The sequence below is a fragment of the Bacillus sp. SJZ110 genome, from assembly GCF_006715455.1.
Taxonomy (GTDB): Bacteria; Bacillota; Bacilli; order Bacillales; family Bacillaceae; genus Bacillus; species Bacillus subtilis.
The window spans coordinates 376,747-401,430 of record NZ_VFNF01000003.1; the positions used below are offsets into that span (position 1 = coordinate 376,747).

Consider the following 24,684-nt stretch of genomic DNA (forward strand, 5'->3'; position numbering starts at 1 on the left):
ATTCAAATTCTATTATTATACAACATTTGTTACCTTTTGAAAAATGAATGCCAATCTTTTCATGTTCCTTACTATTTTATCCCCCCGCATAAAAAGGACAAGACGCGTTGATTGACGTACTCTTGCTGCTCCAGAGATAACAGATGTCCGGCGTTCTTTACGATTTCAGCCTGAATTCCCGGCACCAATACCGAAGCCCGCTCAAAGGCCATTTGCTGATGGTACATGACCTCGTGCTCACCGAACATCAGCAGTACCGGGACTTGTATTGATTTCAATTCCTGGTCTGTGAACACGTACGGAAAGCCGTTTTCTGTCGGCTTCAGGCTCCTTTGCTCATCCTGCCATTCCACGCCCGCCACAATTTGTCTTTGCAGTAAAGGATGCAGATCATAACTGTCGCCTGTGATCCACTTGATATATGATTCAGCTCCTCTTGCCCCTGTAAGCTCTGCAGCGTATTTATAGACATCCGGATGAAATGAAATAAACGCTTCAGCGGGACTCATAACAACCGCCCGCTCTACTCTTTCAGGCGCGCGGAGTAAGAAATTCACGATATGGGACCCGCCAAGCGAAAGGCCGGCCAGGTGTGCCGTCTCAAGTCCAAGAGAATCAAAGACATCTTTCATCCATTCTGCAAAATCAGCTCTCGTTTCCATGGCTGCTGATGGTATACTTTTATTTTTGTCTCCTATTATATCGACCGCATATGTACGAAATTGACTGCTCCACGCTGCGATATTCGGATACCACATCGCAGAGCTGAAAAGGCCCCCGTGAAGCAAAATGAGCGAAGGTGCGTCCTTTGGCCCACTTGCAATGATATGTGTTTTTCCAAAACGAGTAGAAACATAGAATGCTTCCGACTCAATCGGCCACAAAGAAAGGCTTTGATCATATGCCTGGTAAAAGCGCAGACCACTTTCAACCGCGGCAAACTGCATTGAATCTTGTATCATCTTCTTCTTTTTCCTCCGGGTTTGATTAATATAAAATAAAGGATAACGCCCCTTTTGTCTCGTAAGAAAAAATACCTATTTCTTATTATCTCACATAATAAATTTCCAGTATATAGTTTGGTTTCCTGCAATAAATAAAAAAGGCAGTTCCCTTAAAATCAAGGAAACTGCTATTCTTTGAAGACTAATGGAATGGCATGATCTTTTTTATCCTCTGTTAACGAGATGTGATGGGTTACTGATGTTTCACCCTTCGTCAACGCGACTGAGTAATCGCCTTTTCTGCCGGTATCCCATTTGATATCTCCGTTTTTGTCTGTTTTACCGAGTATCTCGCCAATCTCTGTACTCGGCTCCTCATCTGAAGAGGGCGCTTTGACAATCGTCACTTGAACCCCTTCGACCGGCAGCCCCTTAGCATCCTCCACATGAAGAGTGACAGGAATAGTCGTTTCTTTTGGAGAAGAATGCGTCTGCGAACTGCACCCGCATAAAAACAAAATAGACATGAATATGGCTAGTTTGCTGTATTTATTGATTTGCCCAATATTGAATATTGTTGAATACATCGTTCGTCACCCTTGTTCCCAAGTTATATGACGATCCTCCGTTCGTGTGAATGGCAATAGCTGTCTGCCCTGTATCACTGTAGTTTCGATAAACAGGCGAGCCGCTTTGGCAGCCGTACGTATCGGTTGTATAGGTCAGCTTATACGTTTCAGCGGAGCGAATCGGCTTTGTATCAGACCACATCGTGCCAAAGGTTTTGTCACACGGGAATCCTGTCACTGACGAGGAAAGGCCCACGGGACTGCTGCTGTTTGTAGTCCGGTAGCCGTACCAGCCAACCGTGTTTCCAGGAGAACCGTTTAATTTAATAGCTCCGTAATCATAATTGGTGTCTTTGCTTTCCGTCCATCCTTTGACGGAGTAAAACATCGTGCCTGAATAAGTACCGTACGGATATGACGAACCATTGCGGCCCGGCGCGGCGGTTATCGTCGAAGCCCATCCATGATCCTGGCTGTACACACAATGTCCAGCCGTGACGACTGTATTTGGATTGACTAAAAATCCGGTACATCCATAAGTGCTTGAAGTGTTGGGATACTTGATTGACAATTGAACGGTTGCTCTATATGGAAAAGATGTCGTGCTGGAGATTCTGGTGCGTTCATCAGTTCCGATAATGCTCGAAGGCTGTAAGGTTTGAATATTTTTCTCCAGTTCCGTTTGGCCGCCGTATAACGATTTACTTGTTTTTCCGGTTCCCTCATAAGGGGCAGAAACCTGTTCTGCTTTTGACGTTTGGTTTTTCGTAGCATCAGCTTCTTTACCAGTATTCGATACAGAAGTTTGCGGGTTCTCTGCCGCTTTTGCCGGTACGCCAAAAGATACCGCTGCTGCCAAAGCCAAACACAAAACCGTTAAGTAAGCGAACCATTGTTTTCTGAATCTTGGAACTAATTTCATTTTGTCATCTCCCTCCTTTAGTGTCAACCACCCGTATTGATGGAAGACTTTTACATTATAATCGGGTTTCTGATTCTTATGATAAAACTTTTACGGAGAAAGAAAAAAACAGGCCTTGTACCATGACAAGACCTGCTCAAACTCTATTTTATCGTTAGCTGTTCCAACGCTTTCTTTGCATTCTCTCTTGCCGTTTCAACTGAATCAGCAGCAGAGAGCGCAACTGCCATACGACGTCCGGCTTTCGTTATCGGCTTTCCAAAGACGCGCATTTGAGTCTTTGGGACTGCCAGTGCGTTTTCCAATCCTTCAACAGTGTAATCCGCTAATTCTTCCGGCGCTTTGAGGGGCCTGCTGGCGCCAGGAGAAAGCTGTGTGATTTCTGTAATCGGAAAGCCGAGAATCGCCCGGACATGCAGCGCAAATTCTGACAAATTTTGCGTCACCAGCGTGACAAGACCCGTATCATGCGGACGAGGAGATACCTCACTGAAATATACCCTATCTTTCGCAAGGAACAGCTCAACACCAAACAGGCCGTATCCGCCAAGCTCATCCGTGATCGTTTTCGCAATATGCTTCGCTTCTTCTATTTGCTGCTCTGTCATATCATGCGGCTGCCATGATTCGATATAATCCCCGTCCTTTTGCACATGACCGATCGGCTCGCAAAATGCCGTACCGTTAACCGCACGTACGGTTAAGAGTGTGATTTCTGATTCGAATGGGATAAACTCCTCAACGATCACGCGGCCGTTTTTCACCCGTCCGCCTTCCATCGCCGTCTCCCAGCAGCTCTCTAAATCCGCTTCAGAGCGGCAGATGCTTTGGCCTTTTCCAGAAGAACTCATCAATGGTTTAACGACACAAGGAAAACCGATCTGTGCTGCCGCTTGTATAAATTCATCATATGTATTCGCAAATTCATAGCCAGCCGTCGCAAGTCCAAGCGTTTCCGCCGCAAGCCGTCTGATGCCTTCCCGATCCATCGTCAGCTTGGCCGCACGGGCATTCGGGATGACGTGAAATCCTTCCTCTTCAAGCTTCAGCAATTCATCCGTCGCGATCGCCTCAACCTCAGGCACAATCAAATCCGGCTTTTCTTTCTCAATAATGGTTCTGATCTGCTCTGGGTCCAGCATATCAACGACATAACTGTTATGCGCGACCTGCATCGCCGGAGCATGCTCGTAACTGTCAACTGCCACCGTCTGTACCCCAAGACGCTGGGCTTCAATCACTACCTCTTTACCTAATTCACCTGAACCTAACAATAAAACCTTCTTTGATTGATACATCTTTGCCCCTCCTATCTGTTCCAAACCATTATAACTGAAATATTTGAAAAATAAATTTTTATTAAAAAAGATAAAATTATTATTGGGGGTTAAAATCTTTTAAATTCTTAAACGAAAGCAGACCAATAACGGTCTGCTTTCTCTATTCCTAAACAGCAACATCATACAAGAAATCTCCCAAAATCATGCTACACTTAATCCAAGACCACCACACCGACAGGAGGCATCCCATGCAAAATGAAACCCGCACACTGCAGCTTGACCCACACCTTCATATAGAAGCCTACCGTTTCAAGGGAATTATGCAAAAGTTCCCGAACCACTTTCACGATTATTATGTGATTGGATTTATTGAAAAAGGGCAACGGTATCTGGCCTGTCAGGATCAAGAATATATCATCAATCCAGGTGATCTTCTCCTCTTTAACCCTCGTGACACGCATAGCTGTGAACAGATTGACGGCCGGACGCTTGATTATCGGTGTATCAATGTCATGCCGGATATCATGGAGAAGGCGGTGAAAGAGATTACTGGCTCCGGGCATCTCCCTTATTTCTCCCAGCATGTGTTATTCCGCCATGAGCTGACAGCCAGCCTGCAGGAATTGCATATTTTGATATCCGAGGAAAAACAAGCTTTGCGTAAGGAGGAGCTGTTTCTTCATCTATTAGAGGAGCTGATCCGCCATTATTCAGATGTCACGTTCCTTAGCAGCGTTCCAGAACCATCAGACGAAGTCAAAATGGTTTGTGAATTTTTAGAAGAGCATTATGCCGAAAATGTCACACTCAATGATTTGAGTGAATTAACAGGCTGGAGCAAGTATCATTTATTGCGTTCATTTACAAAACAAAAAGGCATTACCCCTAATAGCTACATGGAAACAATCAGGATTAATCAAGCCAAAAAACTCCTTGAACAAGGAGTAAGACCGATTGATGCGGCATTTCAGACAGGATTCAGCGATCAGAGTCATATGACGAAGTTTTTTAAACGGCAGGTGGGGCTGACGCCGAAGCAATACATGAAGATTTTTGAAAAGGAGCTTCACAGATGAACATACAAAGAGAAACTTCGGGGCATATCGCAGCCATTGTGACCATTCTGATTTGGGGGACGACCTTTATTTCGACAAAAGTTCTGCTGGCTGACTTCTCTCCAATGGAAATATTATTTTATCGGTTTTTGATGGGCTTTATCGCTCTTATCCTCGTCCGTCCCAACATGATTCCGTTCAGAAATTGGCGGCAGGAGCTGTTGTTTGCCGGGGCTGGTTTATTTGGCGTAACCTTATACTTTCTATTAGAAAATATAGCTCTCACCTATACATACGCATCCAATGTCGGCATGATCGTGTCCATTATACCGATGATCACTGCGGTTTTGGCCCATTTTCTGCTCGAAGGCGAAAAACTGCGTCTGACTTTTTTGATTGGATTTGTCTCGGCACTGATCGGGCTTTTATTGATTACGTTTAACGGCAATGTAGTACTTCGTCTAAATCCGCTCGGAGACATCATGGCAGCCGGGGCTGCTCTCGTGTTTGGCGGATACTCGATATTCATGAAAAAATTAAGCGCTTACGAATACCACATCATCGAGCTGACACAGAGAGTATTTTTGTATGGTTTATTGTTTATGGTTCCCGCTTTATTTTTGTTCGACTTCCATTTTGACCTAAGCCGATTTTCATCTGCTTCAAATATACTCAACATGCTTTTCTTAGGGATTGGCGCTTCGGCCCTGTGCTTCGCCACTTGGAATTATTCAGTTGGCGTGCTCGGAGCCGTCAAATCCAGTGCGTATATATACATGGTCCCGGTTATCACAATCGCCGCTTCCGTCCTGATCCTGCATGAAAACATGACATGGATCGCTCTTCTAGGAGGCGCCCTTACGCTTTTAGGCCTCTACATTTCGGAGATGAAACCGAAAGCGAAGCTGATGGAGAATGGATGTAAAATGGATGTTTAACGGCATCTATACACGGGGTGTATGGGCAGACACAAACGGCGCTCACTGTGTTCCAAATCGAGTTTATCAAAATCTATCTAACAGTCTTTGCTTACCGACTGAACTTTATGTAATTCAATAACTCAAACATTGAATACTTAATTTGTACCTTTTTGACGTTACAATATATAACAACGCTACTTCTGGACTTAAAACTTCGATTACATTTAAAAAAGGCCCTGAAGCAGGAGCAGTTGCAGTACTCTTCCGTACATTATTAATAGTCTTGATCTCCATGGGTCCTTTTAGAGGACTCATGGAGTTATTCTTAAGGGAGGATTCTATATGAAAAGTAATATACATAAATATCAGGAGATCACAAAAAAAATAGAAACTGACTTGTACCCTATCAGTCAAAACGATAATGATTTACTTTTGTACCTAATGAAACAAGACTCTTTCACACTCAACCAAATGAAAGTGTGTTTAATTGAACCACAGCTCACATTCAAACACACTGTCAAAATCGTATTTACAGTAACATTAATAACGTTATATATTTATTTTTTCAGTTCTCATTATAATGATTTAATAGAAATGGGTGTACAAATGTTTTTTGTGTTAATTGGCCTAATATGGGTATTTGGTGTTTCCCCATTTTCAAGAAAAGTTCAAATTTCTGAACGCTTCAAACAAAAATCCGAAAACGCCCGCATAGTCGGTATGATCGACTTCGTATTAGAACAAAAATACAAAAAAAGCATCTCTGAATAATCTCGAAATCAGAGATGCTTTCCCTTTGTCCTCATCACTTGTCTACCACAGCCGCACTGTCACGCGTGACCGCAGCTGGCTCCCTCAGCATCACATTCATTACGCTCGCAAGCACGAGCATTCCAATCGACAAATAAAAAGCCAGTGTATACTCACCCGTTACCGTATAGATGACGCCGGGCACATACGCACCTAGTGCCGATCCGATCTGATGGGCGAGTGACAGCCAGCCAATCATGAGGCCGATCGAGTAGTTTTGAAAGTACTGGGTGGCGAGGATTTGAGTCGGTGCTACCGTTGCAAAGTCCACTAATCCAAACAGAATCGCAAAGGCTAAAAGCAAGTAGGGCTCGTGGCTGTAAATAAGAATCACGATCGACAGCGCCCGCACCGCATATAAAAAGCACAGGATTTTCCGGCTGCTCCACCGGTCCGCTACAATTCCGGACAGCAAGATGCCAGCAATATTAAAGCCTGCCAGCAGACTGACAGCAGCACTCGTGACTGTCGTTGAAAAGCCATGATCATGAGAAAACGGAATCAAATGGGTATCCATCAGCCCCACGGTCGTAAATCCACAGATCAAAAACGGAAAAATCAAGAACCAGAATTGCCTCATACGAAACATCCCGGCCACTGAAAGAGCTGTTGTTTTGGGTGCTGTTTCTTTTTCTGATGCAGCCAGTCCGCCTATCGGCTCTGTATTCTTTTCTGAAGGATTGTTCCGCAGCATCAGCAGCGCAGCCGGAAAGACAATCAAGATTAACAGCAGTCCCAACACCACAACCGTCAGCTTCCAGCTAAACCAATGGATCAACATGAGTGAGCCGGGAACGAGAAGCATTTGCCCCGCGCCAAAGCCTGCTTCCATGATCCCAAAGGCTAGTCCCCGCTTTTTGCTGAACCAATTGACGACCAATACACTTGCCGCCACATTCGATGCTCCGCCCACTCCAAGCGAGACACCCAGCCCATAAAGCAAAAACAGCTGCCAAGGCGAAGTCACAAGGTATGTTAAGAAAATGCTGACTCCTGTCAGTAACGCACTCCATGCCAAAACAGCCCGGGCACCCCATTTGTCCACAAGCCGACCGATCACAGGCTGTGATATGCCATAAACAATAAAACTCACCGTCGAAATCAGCGAGATGGTGCTTCTATCCATTGAAAACTGCCGTTCCCACGGCTCCACAAACGCACCAAATGACAGCCGCACCCCCTGAACCGCCAATAAGATCAAAAAGGTGACGGAGACGATGATCCAAGCATAATGCAGTCTTTTCATGACAGCTCCAAATCCCACCGTTCTTCTGTCAGCTGCTGTCCCCATAATGGCGCTTCTTGTTTCACTTCACTTATCTTGAATCCAAATTTTTTATAGAGCGGACGAGCCTCAGCCATGTTGCTCACCGTCCAAAGGAAAATGCGGTCAAACTTCATGTCTTGGCAGTATGCAACCAGATGCTCCAGCAATTGCGTGCCGAGCCCCCTGCCCCGAAAATCCGCATCAACCAGAAACCATCTGAGCTGGACTGTCTTTTCATCATGCTTGACCAACCCGACAGAGCCAGCAAATTTCCCGCCGCTTTCCGCAATCCATATTTTTTCGATGTCAGCGTCAAATGTCTCCTGAAGATAAGCTAAAAACGTGTCATCCCAACCGTGAGCCTCCGCGTAAAATTGTCTTTGTTTCTCAATAAGGAGTTGAAGATCCTCCGAAAGAAAATAATCTCTAATCGATATCTCTGATGTTCTGGCAGAAAGCGACTGTGAAAGGATCGCTTCAATCTCTGCCATCGCCTCGGCAAGCCTGTGCTGCTCCTTTTGGTTGATTTCCTTCAGCATCAGTTCTACTTGTTCGTTGGCTTTCTCCTCCAGCTTTTTATAAATCGTTTTTCCTGTTTCTGTGACAAAAATATAATGGTGGCGAGCGTCATCTTTGCTCCTCTGTTTATAGATCAAATCTTCTTTTTCAAACTGCTTCACAATCCTGCTGATATATCCCCGGTCAAGCCCCAGTTTATCCTGAAGAGCTTTTGCCGTACAATTAGGCGTATTATAAATCTCAAATAAAATCCGTGTTTCTGTTAAGGAAAACGGGCTGTCGTAAATGTGCTCATTAAGGAAACCAAGGACGTTTGTATAAAATCGATTGAACTTTCTGAATTTTAACCCGACAGATGATTCTCTTGTTTTCAAATCAATACCCACTTTCTAATATTGTTGACTAAGGCAATTATAATCATATATAGTTGCTTTAGTCAACGATATGTTAGAAAGTGAGGTCTTTTTAATTTCCTGATTCCTTCCTTTTCCTTACCACAATCAATGTGATATAGGATAAAGCCAGAGAAACCAAGCTATAGACAACAGCCCATCCCAAAAATGATTCATTAAAAATGGTAAAGGTGAGCACAAGAGAAATCACCAAACTAAGCATTGGCATCAGATACGGGTTTTTACAAATACAGGTCCCGACAATTGATAGCAGCATAATTCCTAACGGTAAAATAAAGAATGCGATATCTAATTCATCCACCTTTAAACAGCCTCCCTCCAGATTTTTATGTTACTAGTAAAAAAATATAATTGCATTTAGTAAAAGGATAATATTTACTTCCCTAAGGCCCAATTTGAAAATTACCCGTTTACATTCGCTCCGGACTATGATAATTTAAGAAAGCGCTATCATGATAAGTTAATATCTTGGATGGAGATGAGGAGAGCCAGGAATCCAACCCCTTTTGACAAGGGGTGTTTTCTGGCTCTTTTTGTTTTTCGGGAAAGGAGGCACGCCACACATCCAGCACAAACAGCAAAGGGGGATAATTATTAATGCTTAATATATTTAAACCGGCTCCTCATATTGAGAGACTGGATGATTCAAAGATGGATGCGGCATACAAACGGCTCAGACTGCAAGTATTCATTGGTATTTTCATTGGCTACGCAGGCTACTACCTGCTACGGAAAAACTTTGCCTTTGCCATTCCTTATCTGCAGGAACAGGGATTTTCGAAAACAGAACTGGGTTTGGTGCTGGCCGCTGTGTCCATTGCGTACGGCTTCAGCAAATTCATCATGGGGATGGTGTCTGACCGCTGTAATCCGAGATATTTTCTGGCGACAGGCCTATTTTTATCAGCAATCGTTAATATTCTATTCGTTTCAATGCCTTGGGTGACTTCGAGCGTCACCATCATGTTTATTTTTATGTTTATCAACGGATGGTTTCAAGGAATGGGCTGGCCGCCATGCGGCAGGACAATGGCCCATTGGTTCTCCATAAGTGAACGCGGCACAAAAATGTCGATCTGGAATGTCGCCCATAACATAGGCGGCGGTATTCTTGCTCCGCTTGTCACTCTTGGGATCGCGATGTTCGTCACTTGGAAAAGCGTGTTTTTCTTCCCTGCCATCATCGCCATTATCATTTCATTTTTAATTGTTTTATTGGTTCGTGATACGCCTCAATCCTGCGGACTCCCGCCAATTGAAGAGTATCGGAATGACTATCCAAAACACGCTTTTAAAAATCAGGAAAAAGAATTAACAACAAAAGAAATTCTTTTTCAATATGTGCTGAACAACAAATTTCTTTGGTACATCGCTTTTGCCAATGTATTTGTTTATTTCGTGCGATACGGCGTGGTTGACTGGGCGCCTACTTACTTAACAGAAGCCAAAGGCTTTTCTCCTGAAGACTCGCGCTGGTCGTATTTTCTTTACGAATACGCAGGCATACCGGGAACAATCTTGTGCGGCTGGATCAGTGACCGATTCTTCAAAAGCCGCCGGGCACCTGCAGGCGTTTTGTTTATGGCGGGTGTTTTCATTGCCGTATTGGTGTACTGGCTGAATCCGGCCGGCAATCCGCTCGTGGACAATATCGCCCTGATCAGCATTGGCTTCTTAATCTACGGACCTGTTATGCTGATCGGCCTTCAAGCAATTGATCTAGCACCGAAAAAAGCAGCCGGAACTGCAGCCGGTTTGACCGGATTTTTCGGATACATCGGCGGATCCGCCTTCGCAAACGCCATTATGGGCTTTATCGTGGACCGTTTTAACTGGAACGGCGGCTTTATCATGCTGATCTCTTCCTGCATTCTTGCCATCGTCTTCTTGGCTTTGACGTGGAATACAGGAAAACGGGCAGAGCATGTTTAAGAAAGACACATAAAAGATTAATAGTTTTCCAACACGCCGTTTACATCCGTTTTTTAATATGAAAGACAGGTATTGCTTATCTATAAGGAGGAGAAATCATGAGAAAAAATAGAATACTGGCCTTGTTTGTTCTGTCGCTGGGCTTACTCTCATTTATGGTAACGCCAGTGTCGGCAGCGTCAAAAGGAAACCTGCTGTCACCTGACCGTATCCTGACCGTCGCGCACAGAGGGGCTTCTGGATATGTGCCTGAGCACACGATTCTGTCTTACGAAACCGCTCAGAAAATGAAAACTGATTATATTGAATTGGATCTGCAAATGACAAAAGACGGGAAATTGATTGTCATGCATGACGAAAAACTGGACCGCACCACAAACGGAACGGGCTGGGTGAAAGACCATACGCTCGCAGACATTAAGAAGCTTGACGCCGGTTCTTGGTTTAATGAAGCCTATCCGGAAAAAGCAAAGCCGCAGTACGTCGGCCTTAAAGTTCCTACATTAGAAGAGGTATTAGACCGTTTCGGAAAGCACGCGAACTACTACATTGAAACAAAATCGCCTGACACCTACCCAGGTATGGAAGAAAAACTGATCGCTTCTTTGCAGAAACATAAATTACTGGGGAAGCATTCTAAGCCAGGTCAGGTGATCATTCAATCGTTCAGCAAAGAAAGCCTGGTAAAAATCCATCAATTACAGCCAAACCTGCCGACCGTTCAATTGCTGGAAGCCAAACAAATGGCGTCAATGACAGATGCTGCCCTGGAAGAAATCAAAACATACGCTGTCGGTGCGGGCCCGGATTATAAAGCTTTAAATCAAGAAAACGTCCGTATGATCCGCAGCCACGGCCTCTTGCTTCATCCTTACACAGTCAATAATGAAGCTGATATGCATCGCCTGCTTGATTGGGGCGTAACAGGAGTGTTCACCAACTATCCTGGTCTTTTCCACAAAGTAAAAAAGGGTTATTAAAAGCAAAAAACCTTGCGACAACTATCGCAAGGTTTTCTTCATATTTTATTCTTTTCCGGCAGCAGCTTCTGACTGTCCATTAAGCAGCTGAGAATTTATCTCTTTCGCATCCTTTAAGTATTCTGTCTGGTAGCCGCTCTTCAGCGCCCACACATAGAATACAAGTGATACCATCGCAATCAGAACCATATCCCAGCCATAATGAATGACATTCAGGCCGCCGAATTTATCACTGCCCAAATAAGAAATGACCATCATGGCCAGCAGATAAAACACCATCCAGACGCCGGCTTTGAAGTTTCGGCCAAACCCTTTCCATTTCGCCTTCGCCTGATAATAGAAATAAATCGGAAGACCGATCAGGATAATAAACAGAACCTGTCCTGTTAACGGCCAGCGCGCCCAATACAGCACCAGTGACGCAAAGATAAATCCAAGCGGGGCAATCACGTTCAAGCCTTTTAAACGAAGAGGCCTGTACAGGTCTTTCCCCGTCCGTCTCAATGTCATGACTGTGATCGGGCCGGTGATATAAGAAATTAACGTAGCAACGGAAATAATTTCCGCTAATACGCCCCACCCTCTGAACAGGAACAAAAAGATGAACGAAACAATCAAGTTAAAGAACATTGCTTGTCGCGGAACGCCGTAAATCGGATGAAGCTTCCCGAATATACTTGGCATATATTTGTTTTTTTCCATTCCGTAAATCATTCGGGACGTTGTCGCCGTATACGTAATCCCTGTTCCAGACGGTGATACAAATGCATCCGCATATAACACAATAACTAGCCAGTTAATATTCAGCGCAATCGCCAGATCAGCAAAAGGAGAATTAAAATTCAGATGGCTCCAGCCGTGAGCAATATCAGAAGGATTCACAGCTCCAATGAAGGCGATCTGCAGCAGGACATAAATCACTGTCGCAACGAAAAGAGAGCCAACAACCGCAATCGGGATTGATTTCCCCGGGTTTTTTGCTTCACCCGCCATATTAATCGGGCTTTGGAAACCATTAAACGCAAAAACGATACCTGAAGTGGCAACCGCCGTCAGCACACTTGCCCAGCCATTCGGCGCAATGCTTTGACCGCCAGTAAAGTTTTCTCCGTGGAATCCGACAAACAGCAAAGCTCCAATCGTAAGACCCGGAATAATAATTTTAAAAATCGTAATTAATGAATTCGCTTTCGAAAATAGATTGACTGTCCAGTAGTTCAGCAGAAAATAAATGAGAAGCAATACAGAGGCAAACGCTAGTCCTTCCCCAGTCAGCGTTCCATTCTTCACCAAACCGCTTGTCCATTTCGCCCATTCCCAAGGCCAAGAACTCATATATTGAACGGAGGCCACCGCTTCAACCGGAATGACGGACACAATCGCAATCCAGTTGGCCCAGCCCGCAATAAAACCGATAAACGAACCGTGTGAATATTGCGTGTATTTGACCATTCCCCCCGCTTCAGGGAACATAGAACCTAGTTCACTATAAGAAAGAGCAATAAATAAAATGACGACCATTCCAATAACCCATGAAATAATAGCAGCTGGTCCTGCTATTTGAGCCGCACGCCAAGCCCCGAACAGCCAGCCTGAACCGATCATCGACCCGAGCCCGACCATCATGAGGGAAAACGTTCCCATTCTTCGATGCAATTGATTCATATCGTAAACACCTTTCATGTATGATGACATTCTCTTGCTAATTATATTATTATTCTGATTACTTTACTTTGTCAATATTTATCGAATTTTGACTGAAATCTATAATAAGTCAATGTATATTACCTTCCAATACAGGAATGAAGTCACTAGTTTCTTCTTAAATGGAATTTACTGTTAATAACAATGATAAAAACACAACAGGTTTAGCAATTTCCAAAACGGGAATGATACAGGAAACACTATTCTTAAAATAGAAAGGAGTATCACCATGAAACAAAAGCTGTTACTTTCAGGTCTCGCTGTTTCAACTGTCGGCATCACTTCTTATCTATTAAAAGACCCGTCAAATCGCCAAAAGGCAAGAGAATTCATTCACAGCATGAAGATGAAAATAACAAAACAGCCCGATATGGAAACGTTCCCAGTTGATAAAGCCGGCCACCCGGACCCGCAAGATATCGAGGATAACAAAATGGTATCAGAAGGCTCCATGTATCCCGTCCAATACTACGATGAAAAAAAGAAGTAATCAAAAAGCTCTCTTCGATAAAGGAAGAGAGCTTTTTGATTTAACTTTTTCGTCTGATTCCACTCATTACGAAGCCGCTTTCAGGCAATGACGGCATTCTGGCGAGACTGTAATGCAGTGATTGTTCCGGAACATCGTATTCAATCTGATGGACGAGGAAATCCAGGCTCGCTTTCATGACTTCAATTGTAATGCCTTCCCCTGGACAGCGGTGGCCTTTTTCGGCGTGTCCCCCGCCTTGAGGAATCATATCAAACGGATTTTCTTCCCGCTCCGCAAATCGTTCCGGCCGGAATTCATCGGGATGATCCCATAGACGAGGGTCGTGGTTCGTTCCATATACATCAAGCAGCACCGATGTGCCCTTCTTAAACTCACAGTTATTCCATACAAAATCTTTTTTGACAAGCGCCCCTAAAAACGGGCCGAACGGATAATATCTGCGGACCTCCTGCACAAACATTTCTCTTTCCCGGCTGTTTCCAGACCGCAGCCATTCCTTGTACTTCGGATGCTCATGAAGCGCCAAAGCTGAAAACACAAGAAAGTAAGAAATTGCGACAATAGGCCGGAGTACATTAATCAGCTCAATGGCTGCCATGCGGGAATCCAGCTGGCTTCCATCTTCTTGTGTGTGAAAAGCCATTTCATGCAGCGCTGTTCCGGGAGTCGTTTTCAGCAAGCCGGCACGAGCATCTTCAATCATGACTTCAATCCACTCTTCCGCACGTGGCCTTGCTCTTCTTCCCTTCCAATGCCGCGGTCCCACAGCACCGAACGCGTCGACCATGTCAATGAAGTCATCCGCTCTCTCTTTGACTTCCGTTTCCTTCAACGGAACACCTGCCCAATAGCACGCTACCCGGCACAGGATTTCTTTTGCTTCTTCAAATAACACAACCTCATCTGCCTTCTCCCATCTTGTGACTGCTGCTTTCCACTCCTCTGTCATCAACTCAGCCAAACGTTTTTGATGCGGCGGTGTCATCAATGACAGAAAAAGCATCTTCCGATGGATATGCGCGCTGCCATCCATTCCCTGAATCGCATTAACACCAAACAGCGATTTCTGCACCCTCTTAGGCAAAGCGTTCTGCCGCTGGAATCGATCCGTATCATAAAACACCTTCGCCGCCTCAGCGCCAGTCATGCAAATAAAGTTTTTTCCCAACAAACGGGCCTGAAACAGATCTGAATTGTAGCGCTCTGTTCTGTTTTTAATAAATAAATACCCTTCCTTCAGCAGTGTCAGACTGTTATCGAGACTTTTGTCATGTGGAATCTGCTCATTCATCCGCTTACCCTGCCTTCCTTTTTACCCTCTATTTTCACGTTATCTTCCGACTATAAACCCAGTAACAGTATTTGTTTGCAAAACCAAATTTAAGCGCTTTTTGATTATTTTTTAAAGGAAGAACAAACGAAAGAGAGAAAAGGTAGTTAATCAAAACAAAGGGGAGAACAAAATGAAAAAATGGATATATGTTGTGCTGTGCTGAGTATTGCAGGAATCGGCGGCTTCTCCGTCCACGCAGCGTCATCTGCTCATGAAAAACACTTGAATGTCAGCAGAATGAATGTCGATGATGAATTCAAGGATACGGATGGAACCTTCATTCTTCACGATTTACAAAAGGAGCAGACATTTGTCTATAACAGAAAACGGGCAAATCAAAGACAAACTCCGCAATCCACCTTTAAAGTCGTGAACGCTTTAATCGGTTTGCAGGTCAAAGCTGTAAGAGATGAATACGATGTTAAACGATGGGACGGGGTCAAGCGTGAATTCGAATCATGGAACCGCGACCATACGCTTGGCTCGGCCATGCGCGAATCCGCAATCTGGTATTATCAGGCATTAGCGAGAGATATCGGCGAGGAAAGGATGAAATCATGGCTTCATACACTATCTTACGGCAACGAGGATATCAGCGGGGGAATCGACCAGTTTTGGCTGCAAAGCTCGCTCACAATATCTCCGCTGGAACAAGAAACTTTTTTGGAGAAACTGGCTAAAGAGGAGCTTCCATTTGACAAGCCGGTGATGAAAATCGTCAAGCGCATGATGATTCAAGAGGAAGGCGATCATTTCACGCTCTACGGGAAAACCGGAACTCGCCTGACTGATATGGGATTAGGATGGTTTGTCGGATTCATCAAAACAGAGCATGGCTCTTATGTCTTTGTCACCAATGTCGATGATTCCGGCACAAAAGCCAAAAACATCACCGTGGATATCCTGAAAAAGTATGGCCTGATCACATCCTAAATAAAAGAGCCCTGCACGGCAGGGCTCTAAATCTCATGCTCAAAACAATAATGATTCACAAGCTCTTCAATCAAATCATGATCGGGATATTCCCCGTTAAATTCAAATTCGATTTCTTCCACAAACTCTCCTTGATGGTACACATGGATGGCTCCGTTTTGACGGACAACGCTAAACTCCGGCTGAAATGTATATCCGCTTCGTTCAATTGCTCCCATTTCTTACCCGCCTTTCTCAAAGCAGTAATTCATACACCTCGTTTAATTCCTTGGCCCGTTTTTGATCCTGTTCATTCTGGGCATACTTAATTTCTTTTTCTAATACATGGTTCAAAAAAGACATTTCATTATCATCTAAGTCTTTTACAAATTCCTCTTCATTTGCATAACGCTTCGCCAGCATCTTCTTGCAAATACGCTGGCAGACTTCATTTTCTAGATGATTCGAGAGTGATTCGCGCAAATAACCGAGTGTAACATCCATTTCATGAACACCTTTCCTTCTGCTATCTTTACCCTATAGCTTGCTAAAATAGGGAAAATCCATACGCGAAAAATAAAAAAAGAGACATCCGTGAATGTCTCTTTTTTATCGTTATTCAGCTGCTTGTTCGCTTTTTGTCAAATTGGCCTGCGTGCGTTTGCCAATCCCAAACACATAATAACTAATGACCACAAGCGCTAAGAAAATTACGCCTACAATCAGAGAGATACGAGTATCATCGTTAAACCACATGCCAACCAGAACCATCAGCAAGAAAGCAATCGTCAAATAGTTAGTAAAAGGAGCAAACGGCATTTTGAATGGATGTTTATCTAATGCAGCACCCTTCGCTTTTCTGAATCCGATATGGCTGATCAAAATGATAAACCAAGGAATCATCCCTGGGAGCACGCTTGCGCTGTATACATAGACAAAGATCTTCGGCGGCGCGATATAGTTCAGTACAACACCGACAGCCAAACCGATCAGCACCGCAATTGTGCCATACAGCGGCACACCATTGCGTGAAATCTTCTTAAAGAATTTCGGTGCTTGTCCATTGACACCCAGTGTATACAGCATGCGGCCCGCGCTGAAAATACCGCTGTTACAGCCGGACATTGCCGCAGTAATCACGACAAAGTTAATAATGCCGGCCGCTGCCGTAATCCCGATTTTCGAGAACGTAGACACAAACGGACTTCCGAGTGAGTTGAGCTCATCCCAAGGATACACCGTCACGATCACAAAAATAGCGCCAATGTAGAAAATCAAAATACGCCAGATAATACTTTGAATCGCATTTCTTAGCGTGTTTTGCGGATCCTTTGCTTCACCCGCTGTAATCCCGATCAGCTCAACTCCTTGATAGGCCGCAATGACAAGAGACAGTGCAAAGAAGAAACCTGAGAAACCTCCTGCAAAGAAGCCCCCGTGAGACCACAGGTTCGACAAACCGATCGCATCTCCGCCATTGCCAAAACCGAAGAAAATAATTCCGATTCCCGCAATAATCATCAAGATAATCGTCACGATTTTAATCATCGCAAACCAAAACTCAAATTCCCCAAACGACTTAACAGAAATTAAATTCGCCGCACCAAGAATCACCATTGCCACGATACCAGGTATCCAAGCAGGCAAATCCGGGAACCAATACTTCATATAAGAACCGACAGCGATAATTTCTGACATGCCGACGATAATCCACTGGAACCAGTTGCTCCATGCTGTTATATAACCTGCCATCGGATGAATATATTGATGGCCGAACGTCGCAAAAGAGCCTGTGCTCGGCTCGACATACAGCATTTCACCCATCGCACGCATAATAAAAAAGATAAAAATTCCGCATATTGCATAAGCCAGAAGGACAGATGGGCCAGTCCATGAAATCGTGCTGGCAGAACCCATAAACAAGCCAACACCGATTGTACCGCCCAAGGCGATCATCTGAATATGGCGCGCGCCCAGGCCCCTCTTTAATTCTTTATTTGCCACTCCTCTTCCTCCTCCTAACAAAATACTCATAAATGAGAAAACAGCAGACCTGCTTGCCTTCACATGAATCAGTGATAACAATCAGAAAATTCAAACTTAAAATTGTTATATAATCTCCTAAATTACTTATTTCATCATAATAAATTTCTCTGGAAAATACAATTGTTTTTTTCAGGTAAACACCTTTGTTCAGAGTTTTGAATCGTTCACTTCTTTTAAAATCTTTTATATAAAAATAATAAAATTATTTGAATATTTAAATTAATACACCCCTTAGATTCTCATAAAAAATAAGCTGTTCTACATGAACAGCTTACCTAATAATTCACACCCGTTTGACGCTTTAATGCTTCAAGCCACCCGGTATCTCCGGTCCCATAGCTCTTGCTTTGTCCCACATCTCTCAGAGATCCATTGCTGTAATCAATTGATAGGATGAAATCCGGAATGGCATTATACCCGGCTTCCGCGATTTTACTGAGCTCTGAACGATAGTAAGATATAGCATAAGAAGCCGTTTGTTTCTGCACTGGATCTTTTTCAAGTTCTTCTTTATAGACGTCTAATAAGTCACGTCCATCAGGCGTGACATACCGCCCATCAATCACTTCTAAATCCTTCAAATGGTAGCCTGTAACTTCATACATCTCACGAGCAGCCTGATACTTTTGATAGGCCTCTTCGGAAAATTGTGTTGAATCACTGCTTTGGCTTTTCATGATGTGCAAAAATAGCTCTTTGCTGTTGTCTCCAGATTGCAGCACTTGCTCAATTTGCTTGATCAGATCCTGATCGTCTGTCCCGCTCACCCGCACCTGATAGTCAATCGGTGTGATTGTAAACGTCAGCTCTGTCCCCTCTGGAATATGAATATGGTTTCGATTCAACAGCACTTGCAGCTGCTGGTTAACCTGTCCCCGCTGATACACCTTTTCATTCTCAGCTTCCACTTCCCCATGAAATGTGACATTCCGAAACGCAGCATCCTGGAGGTTATAGTTTTGGGCCTTGCCTTTGAATAGCCATTCTGTTTCATTATCGTATGCGGCCTGTCTTTCTGCAGCTGACAGATCACTTCTGAAATAAGGAGACTTTGAATTTTGGTACTTATCCTTAATATAGCCTAAGGGATCAGGCTTTGATTTGTTAATCGCATTCATCCTGCTGTATTTTTCATCTAGTATTTTGATTCTGATATCACTCTCAGATTCATAGGGGTTTTGGCATTGAATCACTGTTTCTTCCCCTGTGTCTGTCACTGTTCGATCATTCGCTGATTGATACACTTTGCTGAACGTCCCGCTGTTTCCCGACACGCTGGTTTTAGAATAATTGAACTGATTGATTCCCCCAGTTGAAGATTGTGACTTAAGCCTGCTGTATGCCTTTTCCAGAACTGCCGCTGGATTTTCAGTCGCATTCTCCCGTTTGGCAGGCGCATTCTTGCTCAATATGTTCTGTGCCATCAGCTGAGTGCGGATAAATTGCCGATTCAGACGCATTGAATTCCCTCCCGAGTATTCTCTCTTATTCTTTTTTATCGGCAAATATAATGTATATATTAACCTCAAAAAACATTTATTTACACCTAAATCGTTATTATGTATGATGGAAATAAAAGGAGGTTGTTTGCGTGGTGAAAAAATGGCTTATTCCATTCGCTGTTATGCTGTCTGTCTTATTCACCTTTACGTATTCGGCATCAGCTGTCGGAGTCACTGCTATCACAGAAAACAATTCATTTGATACCGCAATGCCGATCGGTTATTGGAAATATAAAAATATCGATACAACAATACTGGAAGCTGGACAAGATGAAGCCTATTTCACTTTTACGGCTAATAAGGGAGAAAAAGTATACGTGAGGAGTACATACCAGAGCGCGTATACAGGGATGAAAATTGAAATTTATGATAAGAATAGAATACCTGTTTCTCAAGGGACAGAAGTCATTAACCCTAATACGTTTTCTTCTTTTATTTATGCAAATGCAGACGCCCAAAACACGACAGATACCTTTTATGTGAAAGTGTCACGAGGCACCTATACCGGAAACATGTATTTTACACTTTCAATTGAAGAACGAATCAAATCAGGCAGCGGAACATTCCAATTCAGCGGCGTTGCTGAAAATAAAGGAAATACAAGCCTTAGCCCCTCAGGTTCTGATTCCAGCGTGATCAAGGTTGATTTAACAAACCAATCCGGGATACCGCGTGATGCCATTGTAACCAGAGTTCAGACAACCGCCACTCAAACACCAAGCCAGGGAAATACACGCCACCTGATCATGACGAGCGAAAACAACGAATGGCGCCGTGCTCTTGTAAACAGCTCGACTTCAGGGTCTTATGATATCTCTTTGTCAGATCAACTCAGTGTGGCAAAGGTATGGAGTTTTAAATATAATACATTAGCGACAGCCAGATCGACGATGAGCAACGTAAAAGCAAAAATAGACTATGAATACGACGTGACAAAGCAGTTTTAACTTATACCGAGCCGGTTATCCGGCTCTTTTTTATTCTCAGTCTAGAAGGTAAACTATAGTCAGTACAACCAAGGGAAGTGCAGACATGGCATTAAAACTTCTAAAAAAACTGCTATTTGACCGCCCTCTAAAGAACGGCGTTATCTTAAATCATCAATACAAAATCGAAGAGTGTCTCGGTATGGGAGGCTACGGTTTGGTTTATTTGTGCACCGATATCCTAACTCAAACACCTTATGTCTTAAAACAGCTTCGGCCGACAAAAGCGAAAAAGGAAAAAGAGAGAGTCCGGTTCCAGCAGGAAATAAAACTGCTCAAAAGCATTCACCACCCGCAAATTCCGGGCTTCATAGATGAGTTCATCATAGACGGACAGGCTTATTATGTCATGCAGTTCATTGAGGGAGAAAATATAGAAGAATTATTATTTTTTCGAAAACAGCCGTTCACAGAGCTTATGGCGTTACAACTGATTTCGCACCTGCTTGAGATTATAGAATACCTGCATGATCGCCTTATCTTCCACAGCGACATCAGAACGCCTAATATCATCATCAATGACGGCAGGCTCTGCCTCATCGATTTCGGCCTTGCCAAACAATTGACTCCTGAAGAAATGGAGGAAATAAAGGTACGAAAACAGGATGACTTCTTCGATCTCGGAGAAACGCTGTTATTCCTGCTGTACTCTCAATATAAAGGAAAAAAGAAGAAAAACGGCACTTGGCTGGAGGAATTAACACTGACAAAGGAAGTAACCTTGCTGCTGAAAAGATTATTGGGCATTGAGGAAGAGTATCAGCACACCGCTTCCATTCGCGAGGATCTAAACCGGGCCATTCAATCGGTCACATAAAAAAACCCTTGTCCCAAAAGCGGAACAAGAACTTTTTTGGATTAACTGCTGCTGTAGCTCCGGCGTTTGTAACGATGACTGCCGCCATAACGGTCGTAGTGTCTTCTTTTGCCCGAGCTGCTGCTGTAGCTGCGATAATGTCTGCGCCGGCTGCTGCTGTAATGCCGATGTCTGCGATATCGGTCACTAGAACTGCTTGAGAGGTACTTAATCGTTTTGATGATTTTTTTAAACATATGATGTTCACCCCATTTCTTTCTCCCTATTATATAAATTTTATAGGAGAAAGAAAAACATCAGCGGGGTCACTCTTTTGAAAACAAGAACCCCGTTCCGTTATCATTTGTATGCAGCTCATAAGTAATCGCAAGCAGCCTGCATGTATCCTCAATAATCTTTAACCCAAGTCCCTCACTGCTCTCATTCCGATCAAATCCAATACCGTCATCACGAATAAAAACATCGCCATGTTCAATCGTGACTTCCATCTTTTCAGCTTTTGAATGCTTTAACGTATTTTGAAAAATATTATCAAACAGCCTTTGCATCCATAACGCGTTGCTCATCCATATCACATCTTGATCTGCCGGCTTATAGTGCAGCTCAATCCCACTCATACTGTATAAATAATCCCACTTTTTTACCGCTGTTTCTAATAGCTCGTTTAGACGCACTTCTTCATTTACAATATAAGAGCTTTCCAGCGTCTCAGCGGAATATAGATTGAATTCATTGGTTAATTCCGAGATATATTCGATTTGCTGATACAATGATTCGAATACAGCCTGACCATGACATTGGTCTTCCAAATAAAATAACTGCAGCCTGAGAGCCGTTAAAGGTGTATTAATGTCATGCCGCAGTTTTTGCAAAAGCTCCTTTTTGATTTCCTCTTGCTGTCTCAGCTCCAGTTCACGATATGTCGTCCGTTCAATTAACAAATTGACCGACTTGATCAGTTCCCCGATTTCATCAGCACGCTTCACTTCAATTTTATCGGGCACCCTTTGATCACTCGCCAAATGCCGAATGGTTTGATTTAATAGATTGATTTTATGCAACAGAGAATGAATCGACTTTGAAAATAAAAAAGCTAACAATAAGAGCGATATCAAAAATACAACGATCATTGCCGGGTACGCAAACGACCTGTGAAAGGGCATACCATGATTCATCGTTTTAAACATGCTGTCATAAATCACAGACATCAAAACACTGACCGCCAGCAATAGCATCGGAACACTAATGACGGCCGTAAACAATAACAACTGATATTTTGTCTTGAGCTTCATCTCTTCACAACGGTATTCAGCCGATACCCTTCTCCATATATATTTTCAATCATCTCACCCGCTTGATCATTGATTTTAGCTCTGATTTTTTTAATATGCACATTGACAATATTCGGGTTTCTATCTTCGAGCTGCCATAGATATTCAAAGAAATGTTCTTTTGTCAGGATACTATCTCTATTTTCATATAAATAAAAGAAAATTTTCCGCTCAATCGCAGTAAACAATACCTCATCATGCAGGCTTTCATTGAACACTTTTTTCGTTACCGCATCAATATACAAATGTTTGATTTGCGTAAAGGTGCCATAATGATGCTCAAGCATATTCCGCATTCTTAATAGCAGCTCTCTCGGATCAAAGGGCTTTACCATATAATCCTCGCCGATCTGCAAACCTTGAAGCTTGCTGTCCATATCATTACGGGCCGAGAGAAAAATAACCGGAATGCCCAGCCCCAGCTTTTTGATTTTTGCAGACATTTGATACCCGTCTTCACCCGGCAGCATCACATCCATAATGACCAAATCCACCTTCTGAATCACCGAAAGCACATCCGCTCCATCTGTTTTCCATATCACACGATATCCCTCACGCTGCAAAATCTTTTGCAGCAAATCACCAATCATCACATCGTCTTCAACGATTAAAATATGATAACCCTTCATCCTAGCGAACCTTTCTCATAAACTCCATGGACAGTTTATATATTTGATCAGGCTGATATAAATAAATACTGTGTGTTCCCCTCAGTTCCTTTATATCGGCAGTATTGAATTGAGCCGCAAACGCTTCATAGTCTTTTCGGTTTTGTATAGCATACTTTGAATGTCTATTTTGGTCTGAGACCGCATCTAAAATCAAGACGGGAGTTTCCTTTGGCGCCGGCAGATTCACAGATTTGCTGCCGTTTTGGTAAGACTGTAAAAGCTCATGCTCCATATCTGCATTAAAAAATTGCTTAAAGTTAATGGCTTTATAGATTTCTTTTTCTTCATCAGTTAAAAACGACTGCCGAATCACCTCAGGATTATATACAGCGGAAGGCATAAACCGATGAAAACCAATCGAGGTTAACAGGTGGAACCCTCTCACTTTCAATCTGTCAACTCCGCTCAATTTATACGTGATGTACTGCTGGGGCAATCCAATATCCATCGCAATAATGGCCTTGATTTCCTTAGGATATTTCTGTGCCCAATACATCGCTTCAATCCCGGATATCGAATGAGGCATTAAAATATAAGGAGGCTTATTTCCGCTTTTCATAAGCGCTTTCCTCGTCTGTTCCAATACCGTATCAATATCTCTGTCATCGTGAGACACTTCACTGTATCCATAACCTGCCCGATCTACAACAGCAATCTTATTTTCTTTTGAAAACTTGCTGTACAGCCCCTTCATTTCATAAGCAGGCGCAGCAATCCCCGAACCGGACATAAACACAAACGTATCCTTCCCGCTTCCCTCTTGATACACATTCATCTTTTTACCGTCAACATCGACTAATGTGCCTTTTTCTTTAAGGAGTGCTGCTTCCTTATTTAGTTGGTAATGGTGGTAGATAAAGACCGAGACGGATACAAGCAAAACCAAAGCAGCCAAGCTGACAAAAACAATTTTTAGGACTTTCCATAATGTTTTCATATGATGCTCCTTTCACTTGATACTGAAAGGATACAATATGAAAATAAATTTCTGATTAACTTTGGCACAGTTTTATTTTCACATTTGACTTTGCCCTTACGGAAAGGTGTACATTTGGAGCATGGAGGTGATCGCTTGCTATCGATCGGTGAATTTTCGAAGATATGCAAAGTATCAACAAAAACATTGCGATACCATGATGAAATCGGACTCATCCACCCAGAAGACATTAATCCTGAAATCGGAAGGTCTATCCGCAAAGTCCGAGAATTTCTTATACGCAGCCTTCTCCAACCGAGAACGACATTGAGAAGGCTACCGCTTATATCAATCTTTCACAA

24 protein-coding genes and 3 pseudogenes are annotated in these 24,684 nt (G+C 43.3%); 10 read left to right on the plus strand and 17 right to left on the minus strand.

Annotated features, from left to right (window positions below):
- Positions 1–71: 71 nt before the first annotated feature.
- The 4 genes from cesB to purT form a co-directional block, all read right to left on the minus strand.
- Positions 72–962 carry an enantioselective carboxylesterase CesB gene (gene cesB, locus FB592_RS11910; protein ID WP_038827916.1) on the minus strand — a complete coding sequence of 297 codons (891 nt, stop codon included), beginning with the start codon at positions 960–962 and terminating at the stop codon, positions 72–74.
- Positions 963–1,132: 170 nt separating this feature from the next.
- A complete protein-coding gene (locus tag FB592_RS11915) occupies positions 1,133–1,531 on the minus strand; it encodes a YbfJ family protein (protein WP_015715171.1) in 399 nt (132 codons plus the stop codon).
- Positions 1,494–2,435 carry an extracellular metalloprotease Mpr gene (gene mpr / locus FB592_RS11920; protein ID WP_015252930.1) on the minus strand — a complete coding sequence of 314 codons (942 nt, stop codon included), beginning with the start codon at positions 2,433–2,435 and terminating at the stop codon, positions 1,494–1,496. Before mpr ends, FB592_RS11915 begins: the two co-directional genes overlap by 38 nt.
- 143 nt (positions 2,436–2,578) lie before the next feature.
- Entirely contained in the window at positions 2,579–3,748 is a 1,170-nt protein-coding gene (gene purT, locus FB592_RS11925; protein ID WP_260438894.1) for a phosphoribosylglycinamide formyltransferase 2, read from the minus strand.
- A gap of 215 nt (positions 3,749–3,963) precedes the next feature.
- Here purT and FB592_RS11930 point away from each other — a divergent pair, with 215 nt between their 5' ends.
- From FB592_RS11930 to FB592_RS11940, 3 genes are all read left to right on the plus strand, one after another.
- A complete protein-coding gene (locus tag FB592_RS11930) occupies positions 3,964–4,791 on the plus strand; it encodes an AraC family ligand binding domain-containing protein (protein ID WP_003246321.1) in 828 nt (275 codons plus the stop codon).
- On the plus strand, positions 4,788–5,708 hold the full coding sequence (locus FB592_RS11935; protein WP_141949532.1) for a DMT family transporter: 921 nt from the start codon (positions 4,788–4,790) through the stop codon (positions 5,706–5,708). The genes FB592_RS11930 and FB592_RS11935 overlap by 4 nt, the downstream gene beginning before the upstream one ends.
- A gap of 324 nt (positions 5,709–6,032) precedes the next feature.
- Entirely contained in the window at positions 6,033–6,461 is a 429-nt protein-coding gene (locus FB592_RS11940; RefSeq protein WP_120027737.1) for a hypothetical protein, read from the plus strand.
- A gap of 34 nt (positions 6,462–6,495) precedes the next feature.
- Here the strand turns inward: FB592_RS11940 and FB592_RS11945 are convergent, their stop codons facing one another.
- The 3 genes from FB592_RS11945 to FB592_RS11955 all read right to left on the minus strand — a co-directional run bounded on the left by FB592_RS11945 (position 6,496) and on the right by FB592_RS11955 (position 9,000).
- Complete coding sequence (locus tag FB592_RS11945; protein ID WP_141949552.1) at positions 6,496–7,746, minus strand: MFS transporter; 1,251 nt, start codon at positions 7,744–7,746, stop codon at positions 6,496–6,498.
- Positions 7,743–8,660: a bifunctional helix-turn-helix transcriptional regulator/GNAT family N-acetyltransferase gene (locus FB592_RS11950; protein WP_141949533.1), complete on the minus strand. Its 918-nt coding sequence runs from the start codon at positions 8,658–8,660 to the stop codon at positions 7,743–7,745. The genes FB592_RS11945 and FB592_RS11950 overlap by 4 nt, the downstream gene beginning before the upstream one ends.
- Before the next feature lie 91 nt (positions 8,661–8,751).
- The gene (locus FB592_RS11955; RefSeq protein WP_015715167.1) at positions 8,752–9,000 is read right to left on the minus strand and encodes a YbeF family protein; all 249 of its coding nucleotides are present in this window, start codon (positions 8,998–9,000) and stop codon (positions 8,752–8,754) included.
- Positions 9,001–9,296: 296 nt separating this feature from the next.
- Between FB592_RS11955 and glpT the strand changes: the two genes are divergently transcribed.
- Together glpT and FB592_RS11970 are read left to right on the plus strand one after the other, a co-directional pair.
- A complete protein-coding gene (glpT, locus tag FB592_RS11965) occupies positions 9,297–10,631 on the plus strand; it encodes a glycerol-3-phosphate transporter (protein ID WP_141949534.1) in 1,335 nt (444 codons plus the stop codon).
- A gap of 98 nt (positions 10,632–10,729) precedes the next feature.
- The gene (locus tag FB592_RS11970; protein WP_141949535.1) at positions 10,730–11,611 is read left to right on the plus strand and encodes a glycerophosphodiester phosphodiesterase; all 882 of its coding nucleotides are present in this window, start codon (positions 10,730–10,732) and stop codon (positions 11,609–11,611) included.
- A gap of 45 nt (positions 11,612–11,656) precedes the next feature.
- On the opposite strand, the gene FB592_RS11975 is transcribed toward FB592_RS11970, so the two are convergent.
- Positions 11,657–13,276 (minus strand): glutamate/serine transporter AimA, encoded by a 1,620-nt coding sequence (locus tag FB592_RS11975; RefSeq protein ID WP_003246447.1) that lies wholly within the window; start codon positions 13,274–13,276, stop codon positions 11,657–11,659.
- Between the two features lie 268 nt (positions 13,277–13,544).
- On the opposite strand from FB592_RS11975, the gene FB592_RS11980 reads away from it, so the two are divergent.
- Positions 13,545–13,805 carry a hypothetical protein gene (locus FB592_RS11980; RefSeq protein WP_003234883.1) on the plus strand — a complete coding sequence of 87 codons (261 nt, stop codon included), beginning with the start codon at positions 13,545–13,547 and terminating at the stop codon, positions 13,803–13,805.
- A 40-nt stretch (positions 13,806–13,845) separates the two neighbouring features.
- On the opposite strand, the gene cypC is transcribed toward FB592_RS11980, so the two are convergent.
- Complete coding sequence (gene cypC, locus FB592_RS11985; protein WP_021481914.1) at positions 13,846–15,099, minus strand: CYP152 family fatty-acid peroxygenase CypC; 1,254 nt, start codon at positions 15,097–15,099, stop codon at positions 13,846–13,848.
- Positions 15,100–15,271: 172 nt separating this feature from the next.
- On the opposite strand from cypC, the pseudogene blaOXA reads away from it, so the two are divergent.
- Positions 15,272–16,074, plus strand: a pseudogene (blaOXA, locus tag FB592_RS11990) (class D beta-lactamase).
- 26 nt (positions 16,075–16,100) lie between these two features.
- Here blaOXA and FB592_RS11995 read toward each other — a convergent pair.
- The 4 genes from FB592_RS11995 to FB592_RS12010 form a co-directional block, all read right to left on the minus strand.
- On the minus strand, positions 16,101–16,292 hold the full coding sequence (locus FB592_RS11995; RefSeq protein WP_003234886.1) for a DUF5370 family protein: 192 nt from the start codon (positions 16,290–16,292) through the stop codon (positions 16,101–16,103).
- A gap of 16 nt (positions 16,293–16,308) precedes the next feature.
- Complete coding sequence (gene csgA, locus FB592_RS12000; RefSeq protein ID WP_003234887.1) at positions 16,309–16,557, minus strand: sigma-G-dependent sporulation-specific acid-soluble spore protein CsgA; 249 nt, start codon at positions 16,555–16,557, stop codon at positions 16,309–16,311.
- A gap of 111 nt (positions 16,558–16,668) precedes the next feature.
- Positions 16,669–18,057 carry an amino acid permease gene (locus FB592_RS12005; protein ID WP_015252942.1) on the minus strand — a complete coding sequence of 463 codons (1,389 nt, stop codon included), beginning with the start codon at positions 18,055–18,057 and terminating at the stop codon, positions 16,669–16,671.
- A 317-nt stretch (positions 18,058–18,374) separates the two neighbouring features.
- The gene (locus FB592_RS12010) at positions 18,375–19,559 is read right to left on the minus strand and encodes a DUF4885 domain-containing protein (RefSeq protein ID WP_141949536.1); all 1,185 of its coding nucleotides are present in this window, start codon (positions 19,557–19,559) and stop codon (positions 18,375–18,377) included.
- 131 nt (positions 19,560–19,690) lie between these two features.
- On the opposite strand from FB592_RS12010, the gene FB592_RS12015 reads away from it, so the two are divergent.
- Together FB592_RS12015 and FB592_RS12020 are read left to right on the plus strand one after the other, a co-directional pair.
- Complete coding sequence (locus tag FB592_RS12015) at positions 19,691–20,548, plus strand: hypothetical protein (protein WP_041850640.1); 858 nt, start codon at positions 19,691–19,693, stop codon at positions 20,546–20,548.
- Positions 20,549–20,633: 85 nt separating this feature from the next.
- Entirely contained in the window at positions 20,634–21,404 is a 771-nt protein-coding gene (locus tag FB592_RS12020; protein WP_041850639.1) for a serine/threonine protein kinase, read from the plus strand.
- On the opposite strand, the pseudogene FB592_RS12025 reads toward FB592_RS12020, so the two are convergent.
- From FB592_RS12025 to FB592_RS12040, 4 genes and pseudogenes are all read right to left on the minus strand, one after another.
- A pseudogene (locus FB592_RS12025) lies at positions 21,389–21,651 on the minus strand (hypothetical protein). The gene FB592_RS12020 and the pseudogene FB592_RS12025 sit on opposite strands and share 16 nt — an antisense overlap.
- Before the next feature lie 58 nt (positions 21,652–21,709).
- A complete protein-coding gene (ybdK, locus tag FB592_RS12030) occupies positions 21,710–22,696 on the minus strand; it encodes a two-component system sensor histidine kinase YbdK (protein WP_167553953.1) in 987 nt (328 codons plus the stop codon).
- Positions 22,693–23,364 carry a two-component system response regulator YbdJ gene (ybdJ, locus tag FB592_RS12035; RefSeq protein WP_141949538.1) on the minus strand — a complete coding sequence of 224 codons (672 nt, stop codon included), beginning with the start codon at positions 23,362–23,364 and terminating at the stop codon, positions 22,693–22,695. The genes ybdK and ybdJ overlap by 4 nt, the downstream gene beginning before the upstream one ends.
- A gap of 1 nt (position 23,365) precedes the next feature.
- Positions 23,366–24,343 (minus strand): alpha/beta hydrolase, encoded by a 978-nt coding sequence (locus FB592_RS12040; RefSeq protein ID WP_038827941.1) that lies wholly within the window; start codon positions 24,341–24,343, stop codon positions 23,366–23,368.
- A gap of 135 nt (positions 24,344–24,478) precedes the next feature.
- Here FB592_RS12040 and FB592_RS12045 point away from each other — a divergent pair.
- Positions 24,479–24,622: pseudogene (locus tag FB592_RS12045) on the plus strand (MerR family DNA-binding transcriptional regulator); the annotation flags it as partial.
- Positions 24,623–24,684 lie beyond the last annotated feature (62 nt).

Coding starts and splice junctions, on each gene's coding strand:
- FB592_RS12040 (WP_038827941.1), bottom strand. CDS start 24,343: ATGAAAACATTATGGAAAGTCCTAAAAATTGTTTTTGTCAGCTTGGCT.
- FB592_RS11980 (WP_003234883.1), top strand. CDS start 13,545: ATGAAACAAAAGCTGTTACTTTCAGGTCTCGCTGTTTCAACTGTCGGC.
- FB592_RS12010 (WP_141949536.1), bottom strand. CDS start 19,559: ATGCGTCTGAATCGGCAATTTATCCGCACTCAGCTGATGGCACAGAAC.
- csgA (WP_003234887.1), bottom strand. CDS start 16,557: ATGGATGTTACACTCGGTTATTTGCGCGAATCACTCTCGAATCATCTA.
- FB592_RS11930 (WP_003246321.1), top strand. CDS start 3,964: ATGCAAAATGAAACCCGCACACTGCAGCTTGACCCACACCTTCATATA.
- FB592_RS11940 (WP_120027737.1), top strand. CDS start 6,033: ATGAAAAGTAATATACATAAATATCAGGAGATCACAAAAAAAATAGAA.
- FB592_RS11915 (WP_015715171.1), bottom strand. CDS start 1,531: ATGTATTCAACAATATTCAATATTGGGCAAATCAATAAATACAGCAAA.
- cesB (WP_038827916.1), bottom strand. CDS start 962: ATGATACAAGATTCAATGCAGTTTGCCGCGGTTGAAAGTGGTCTGCGC.
- ybdK (WP_167553953.1), bottom strand. CDS start 22,696: ATGAAGCTCAAGACAAAATATCAGTTGTTATTGTTTACGGCCGTCATT.
- FB592_RS11945 (WP_141949552.1), bottom strand. CDS start 7,746: ATGAAAAGACTGCATTATGCTTGGATCATCGTCTCCGTCACCTTTTTG.
- FB592_RS11995 (WP_003234886.1), bottom strand. CDS start 16,292: ATGGGAGCAATTGAACGAAGCGGATATACATTTCAGCCGGAGTTTAGC.
- glpT (WP_141949534.1), top strand. CDS start 9,297: ATGCTTAATATATTTAAACCGGCTCCTCATATTGAGAGACTGGATGAT.
- mpr (WP_015252930.1), bottom strand. CDS start 2,435: ATGAAATTAGTTCCAAGATTCAGAAAACAATGGTTCGCTTACTTAACG.
- cypC (WP_021481914.1), bottom strand. CDS start 15,099: ATGAATGAGCAGATTCCACATGACAAAAGTCTCGATAACAGTCTGACA.
- FB592_RS11935 (WP_141949532.1), top strand. CDS start 4,788: ATGAACATACAAAGAGAAACTTCGGGGCATATCGCAGCCATTGTGACC.
- FB592_RS11970 (WP_141949535.1), top strand. CDS start 10,730: ATGAGAAAAAATAGAATACTGGCCTTGTTTGTTCTGTCGCTGGGCTTA.
- ybdJ (WP_141949538.1), bottom strand. CDS start 23,364: ATGAAGGGTTATCATATTTTAATCGTTGAAGACGATGTGATGATTGGT.
- FB592_RS12020 (WP_041850639.1), top strand. CDS start 20,634: ATGGCATTAAAACTTCTAAAAAAACTGCTATTTGACCGCCCTCTAAAG.
- FB592_RS11975 (WP_003246447.1), bottom strand. CDS start 13,276: ATGAATCAATTGCATCGAAGAATGGGAACGTTTTCCCTCATGATGGTC.